Origin of the sequence: Mycobacterium sp. (assembly GCF_051006775.1) — a bacterium.
Lineage (GTDB): Bacteria > Actinomycetota > Actinomycetes > Mycobacteriales > Mycobacteriaceae > Mycobacterium.
Map to the genome: position 1 here is coordinate 1 of NZ_JBPCSX010000092.1, position 5,997 is coordinate 5,997.

Consider the following 5,997-nt stretch of genomic DNA (forward strand, 5'->3'; position numbering starts at 1 on the left):
GATGAAAACCTTCTCCGGCAGGTGCAGAAGAAGGAACGCCCCGATCGCCGCCCCGGCGACCAGGGCGGGGATCTGCCAGCGCAATCGGTGCCACTGCCCGGCGAGTTCGGCCCGGTAACCCCAGGTTCCCGTCACCCCGCCGGGCACCATGCCGACCGCATTGGACATCGTCGCCGTCACGGGAGGAAGCCCCAGTGCAACCAGGGTCGGGAAGGTGATCAGCGTGCCGGAACCCACCACTGAATTGATCGCACCCGCGGCGAACCCGGCCAGGACGATCACGGCCATTCCCGCGACAGACACCCTAGGAGTCGCCCCGGGGCGGCACCAGACTCAGCAGCAGATCGGGTCCGATCTGCTCGACGCCGTCGTAGTGCCAGCGCAGCGCGCCGGCGATGCTGACCACCCCGACGTCGTCGACGGCGGTGACCGGTCCGCCAAGCAGGATCGGCGCGACGTAGGCCAGGATCCGGTGCACCACACCGGCGCGCAGGAATGCCCCGGCAAGCGTCGGGCCGCCCTCCAGCAGGACGTCGGTGCGATCGGCCAATGCCCGGATCACCTCATTCGGATCACGAGTCCGCAGCAGCAACGTGGCCGAATCATCGCTGAGCACAAGGGATGCCGGTGATATCTCCCGCTCCCCCACCACCACCCGCAGCGGCTGCTGGGATGCGGGCGTGCCATCGGGATTGCGGGCGGTCAGGCTCGGGTTATCGGCGAAGACCGTTCCGGTGCCGACCACGATCGCGTCGGCGGCCGCGCGGCGGCGATGCAGATCCGCCCGGGCGGCCTCGCTGGTGATCCACTGCGACGAACCGTCGGCGGCCGCACTTCGCCCGTCGATACTCGTGGCGAATTTCCAGGTGATGTGCGGAGATCCGGTGCGTTGTTTGTGTAGCCATTCGCGCAGCGGTCCGGCGGCGACCTCGTCGGCGCAGGGTCCTTCGGTGACGGTCATCCCGGCCGCGCGCAGCCGATCGGCTCCGCCTGCCGCGGCCGGGTCGGGGTCCGCCACGGCGTAGACGACGGCGGCGATACCCGCCTCGATGAGCGCCTCGGTGCACGGCGGTGTGCGACCGTGGTGATCACACGGCTCCAAGGTGACCACAGCGGTGCCGCCGGCGGCGCGCTCGCCCGCTGCGCGAAGGGCGAGCACTTCGGCATGCGCTCCCCCCACCGGCATGGTGGCGCCAACTCCGGCGGGTATCCCGTCGCGATCCAGGATCACCGCTCCCACAGGAGGATTGGGATAGGTGCGGCCCTTCGCCGCCTGGGCAGCCCCGATGGCCTGGCGCATGGCCGCGGCGATCTGCGCCGGTGTCGTCACAGCCGCAGATGGGGTGAGGCGGCGCCGGCCTGTCGCCGCAGCGCCTCCACGGCCAGGCCCGGATCACGCGCACCGTAGACCGCGGAACCGGCGACGAAACAGTCCACACCGGCTTCGGCTGCGGCCTCGATGGTGTCGGCGTTGATCCCGCCGTCGATCTCGATCAGGATCTTCAGCTCACCGGAGTCGACCAGGCGGCGCACTCGGGCGACCTTCTCGAGTACCTCCGGGATGAAACTCTGCCCGCCGAAGCCGGGTTCGACCGACATCACCAGCAGGGTGTCGAAATCACGCAGGATCTCCAGATAGGGCTCCAGCGGGGTGCCGGGTTTGACCGCGAGGCCGGCCTTGGCGCCGGCAGCGCGGATATCGCGGGCCACCGCCACCGGATTGCCGGTGGCCTCGGCGTGGAATGTCACATTGTGGGCGCCGGCCTCCGCGTAGGGCGGTGCCCAGCGCTCCGGTCTATCGATCATCAGATGACAGTCCATCGGGATGTCGGTGGCTTTGAGCAGACTCTCCACCACCGGCAGGCCCAGGGTCAGGTTGGGCACGAAATGCGCATCCATCACGTCGACATGCAGCCAGTCGGCGCCCTCCACGGCGGCGGCCTCGTTCGCCAGCCGGGCGAAGTCTGCGGACAGGATCGACGGCGCGATCATCGGGCGCTGCGGTGTCGGCATGGCAGTCACTTTAGGGCGTGCGCCTCAGCCGTTCTTGCGCAGCGCGGCCGCGAACATCGCGTCGGTGCCGTGCCGGTGTGGCCACAGCTGGGCGTGGGGCCCGGCACCGAGGTTCTCGGCGGGGCTCAGCAGCGGCCGGGTGTCGAGCGCGGTCACCGGCTGGCGGCGCAGCGCGTCGGAGACCACGCCGATGGTCTCGGCGATATGCGGGGAACAGGTGGCGTAGATGATCACGCCGCCCGGGCGGGTCAGCGCGATCGCCGAGGCGAGCAGTTCGCGCTGCAGTTTGGTCAGCACCGGGACGTCAGCGGGCGTCCGGCGCCAGCGGGCCTCCGGTCGCCGACGCAGCGCACCGAGACCGGTGCACGGGGCGTCGACGAGCACCCGGTCGAAACTTCCCGCTGTCAGCGGCGGTTCGCGGCCGTCTGCCCGCAGCACCTCAACGGGAAGGCCGCGGGTGTTGTGCTCGACCATCTCCGCGCGGCGCTCGTTGGGTTCGATTGCGGTGACGGTGGCACCCTGCTGAGCGGCGATCGCACCCAGCATGGCCGTCTTGCCGCCGGGGCCCGCGCACAGATCAAGCCATCGCCCGCCATCCTCGCCCTCCAGCGGTGCCAGGGTCAGCGCCCGGGCCACCAACTGGCTGCCCTCGTCCTGCACGAGTGCCTTGTTGTCGCGGATCGCATCCAGCCGTCCCGGATCGCCACTGTCGAGGTACACCGCATACGGCGAGTAGCGTCCGACCGTCCCGCCCACCGCGTCGGCAAGATCCGCAGCGGCCAGCACGCCGGGCCGAGCCGCCAGATGCACACCGGGCCGGGCGTCATCGGCGGCCAGTGCGGCGTCCAGTTCGCCGGCACCGGCGCCGAGTGCGTCGGCAAAGGCCTGGGCGATCCACCGCGGGTGGGCGTGGATGAACGCGGCATGACCGACCGGGTCGGTTGCGGCGGACGGAGCCAGCTCAGCCGTCCAGGACTGTTCGTCGCGGCCGGCGATCTTGCGCAGCACGCCATTGACGAATCCTGCTCGGGCCGTGTCGAATTCGACGCCAGCCTGCTCGACAGTCGTGGATACCGCGGCGTGATCGGCGACGTTGGTGCGCAGTAACTGATAAGCGCCCAGCCGCAGCAGGTCGAGCAGCACCGGGTCGACCTGATCGACCGGTCGGGCTGCCGCTGCAGAGATCACGGCATCCATCAACCCACGGGTGCGGCAGGTTCCGTAGGTGAGTTCGGTGGCGAACGCCGCGTCGCGGCCGCTGATGCCGCGTTCGGTCAGCAGGGCCGGCAGTGCGAGGTTGGCGTAGGCGTCCTGCTCGGACACCGCGCGCAACACATCGAAGGCAGCGCGTCGGGCCGGATCGAGCGGTGCCCGGCGGCCACGGCCCTGGGTGCGTACGGGCTTACGGCGTGGACCGCCCCTGTCCCCGGTCATGATGCCCGGACCTCGTGATCCAGCCGGGCGCCGCGGGCCCAGTCCGCCGCCACCATCGGTTTTTTGCCCGGCGGCTGCACCTGCCCGAGAACAATCGGCGAGGAGCCGGTTCCGACCCGAACCGCCGAACGCTCGGCGCGCAACACACCGGGAGGCAGCGACTCGCCGGATTCGTCGACGGTCACCGGTCCCAGCTTCACCCGTAGATCGCCGACCATCGTCCACGCCCCCGGCCCGGGTGTGACCGCCCGGATGCGGCGCTCAATGACCTGGGCCGGCAATTCCCAGCGCACCCGGGCGCCCTCGACGGAGATCTTCGGTGCCAGGCTGATCCCGTGGACCGGCTGCGGCATGGCGGTCAGGGTGCCGTCGGCGATTCCGTCCATGGTGGCCTCCAGAAGGCCCGCGCCGGCGTCGGCCAGGCGGTCCAGCAGATCGCCTGCGGTGTCGCGCGGCCGGATCTCCTCTGTCAGCACGCCGTAGACCGGCCCGGAGTCCAGTGCGGGCTCGATTTGAAAGGTCGTTGCCCCGGTCACGGCATCACCGGCTGCGATCGCCGCCTGTACCGGTGCGGCCCCACGCCATGCCGGCAGCAGCGAGAAATGCAGATTCACCCAGCCGTGTTCGGGTATTGCCAACAGCTCTCCACCGAGCAGTGCGCCGTATGCGACCACTGCGCAGCACTGCGGCGCCAGCGCACGCAGTTCGGCGGCGAACTCGCTGGCGTTGGGGCGCGCGGGGCGCAGCACCGGGATCCCGGCGTCTAGCGCCAGTTGAGCCACCGGTGAGGGTGCGGGTTTACCGCGGCGGCCCGCCGCGGCGTCGGGCCGGGTCAGAACGGCTATCACCTCGTGACGCGGCGAGTCGATCAGCCGCTGCAGTGACGGCAGCGCAGGCGCCGGCGTTCCGGCGAAAACTATTCGCATGCAGCTACTGCGCGAATCTTGTCTTCGCGCAAGCGCTCATCGGTGCTCTTTTGCTCTTCGCGCAAGCGCTCATCGCGGGACCTGATAGAACTCGCGCTGCGACACACCGGCCATCGTGGCAAAGAACATCCACGGAATGGTCGAGCCCAGCCGGTTGACGGTGGCCGCCGCATCGTTGTAGTACTGCCGCGCGAAAGCGAGCTTGTCCTCGGTATCGGTGAGGTTGCGCTGCAGGTCCAGGAAATTGTTGGAGGAGTTCAGCTGCGGATAGTTCTGGCCCAGTGCCAGCACCTGTCCGACGGCGGCGTCGAACTGATTTTCCGCTGAACTGCGTTGCGCCACCGACTTTCCCGACGTCGCCGCGGTCAGCGCGGCCTGGGCATCAGCGACGTGCTCCAGCACCGCCTTCTCGTGACCGGCGAAGCTCTGCACAACGCTGACAAGGCCCGGGATCAGCGATGCCCGGCGCATCAGCTGGACGTCGATACCGCCGAGCGCCTCATCGACTCGCACATCAGCGGTGCGGAGTTTGTTGTAGCCCAACACAAAAACGATCAGCACCGCCACCGCGACGATGAGCGCGATCACCAATACCGGGGTCACCATGAACCGCCTCCTCCTCCGCCGCCACCGCCACCGCCACCGCCGCCGCCACCACCGCCACCGCCGCCGCTACTGCTCGACGACGCTGCCTGCGAGGCGGTGTAGGCACCGATGGATGACGACAGTGCCGACTCGAAGCTGTCGAAGTTAGCACCCCCCGAGGTCGACGAGGACCAGCCGGTTCCCGACGACGAGTGGTACCAGCCCGGCTGCGGCGGCAGCTGGCCGGTGGCGGCCTGGTACTTGGCCGCCCACAGGGCGGCGGCGCCGCCGGCCACCGCGAACGGGATGTAGGCGGTGTAGAGGTCTTTGCGGGCGGAGAAGTCGAATCGGGACTCCGCGGAATCGGTGGCCAGCATCCGGTGGAAACCCCCGACCTGCGACCACACTTGCCGCCCGGCCGCCGAGCGGCGCATGCCGACGCCGGGGCTCCAGGCGGGCAGCGATAGCAGGAAGAACAGCGCGAACGGCAGACCCCATAGTGTGATCGGGAAGAACCAGCGTGCGAAGCCGCAGACGGCCAACGCCAGCGCCACTACGTTGGCGAGCCGCAACAGCATCTCCACCCGACGCGTGACCACCAGGCCGCTGCCGACGGCCCACTGCTTGACGGCAGACTCCATCTCGGATTTGGCGGCGGTCAACCGGCGGCCCGCAGTGACACCACCGTTGGCGTTGAAGCTTCCCCCGTAGAGGGTCAGCCCAAGCGCCGAGCCGACCGCGACGCTGACCGGGTCCATCTCAGTCCAGCGGCCGGTCTCACCGACGGTGTGCACGACCCACTTGTTCTTGGATTCCTGGTTCAGCGATAGCAGGCCGCGATCGGCGAGATAGAACAACGTCGCGGTAATGCCCTCCTCGGGCACCTTCTCGGTGCGGATGTACTCGCACTGCACCGGCCCGAGTCCCGGTGGCGGGGCGTACTGCAGCGGGAATCCGGGCTGAGGTTCAACGGTGGTGCGCCACCACAGAAAGGCGCCCAGCCCGGTCGCCGCGGCCAATCCGACCAGCCAGGTCACCA

General features: G+C 69.5%; 7 protein-coding genes. All 7 read right to left on the bottom strand.

Going from position 1 to position 5,997, the window contains the following annotated elements; all coding sequences use genetic code 11:
- A partial coding sequence (locus ACR2JI_RS06770) for a sulfite exporter TauE/SafE family protein (RefSeq protein WP_526389315.1) occupies positions 1 to 288 on the bottom strand: 288 nt, incomplete at its 3' end.
- Positions 289 to 304: 16 nt separating this feature from the next.
- Positions 305 to 1,300: a bifunctional diaminohydroxyphosphoribosylaminopyrimidine deaminase/5-amino-6-(5-phosphoribosylamino)uracil reductase RibD gene (gene ribD, locus ACR2JI_RS06775; protein ID WP_526389321.1), complete on the bottom strand. Its 996-nt coding sequence runs from the start codon at positions 1,298 to 1,300 to the stop codon at positions 305 to 307.
- Positions 1,301 to 1,326: 26 nt separating this feature from the next.
- Complete coding sequence (gene rpe, locus ACR2JI_RS06780) at positions 1,327 to 2,013, bottom strand: ribulose-phosphate 3-epimerase (RefSeq protein ID WP_526389316.1); 687 nt, start codon at positions 2,011 to 2,013, stop codon at positions 1,327 to 1,329.
- Between the two features lie 24 nt (positions 2,014 to 2,037).
- Positions 2,038 to 3,447, bottom strand: a complete 1,410-nt coding sequence (locus ACR2JI_RS06785; RefSeq protein ID WP_526389317.1) for a transcription antitermination factor NusB — start codon at positions 3,445 to 3,447, stop codon at positions 2,038 to 2,040.
- Positions 3,444 to 4,373, bottom strand: coding sequence for a methionyl-tRNA formyltransferase (gene fmt / locus ACR2JI_RS06790; RefSeq protein WP_526389318.1), 930 nt, complete (start codon positions 4,371 to 4,373; stop codon positions 3,444 to 3,446). Before fmt ends, ACR2JI_RS06785 begins: the two co-directional genes overlap by 4 nt.
- A gap of 69 nt (positions 4,374 to 4,442) precedes the next feature.
- Complete coding sequence (locus ACR2JI_RS06795; RefSeq protein ID WP_526389319.1) at positions 4,443 to 4,979, bottom strand: LemA family protein; 537 nt, start codon at positions 4,977 to 4,979, stop codon at positions 4,443 to 4,445.
- Positions 4,973 to 5,997, bottom strand: a 1,025-nt coding sequence (locus ACR2JI_RS06800) for a DUF2207 family protein (protein WP_526389320.1), incomplete at its 5' end; no start/stop codon positions are given. The genes ACR2JI_RS06795 and ACR2JI_RS06800, both read right to left, overlap by 7 nt.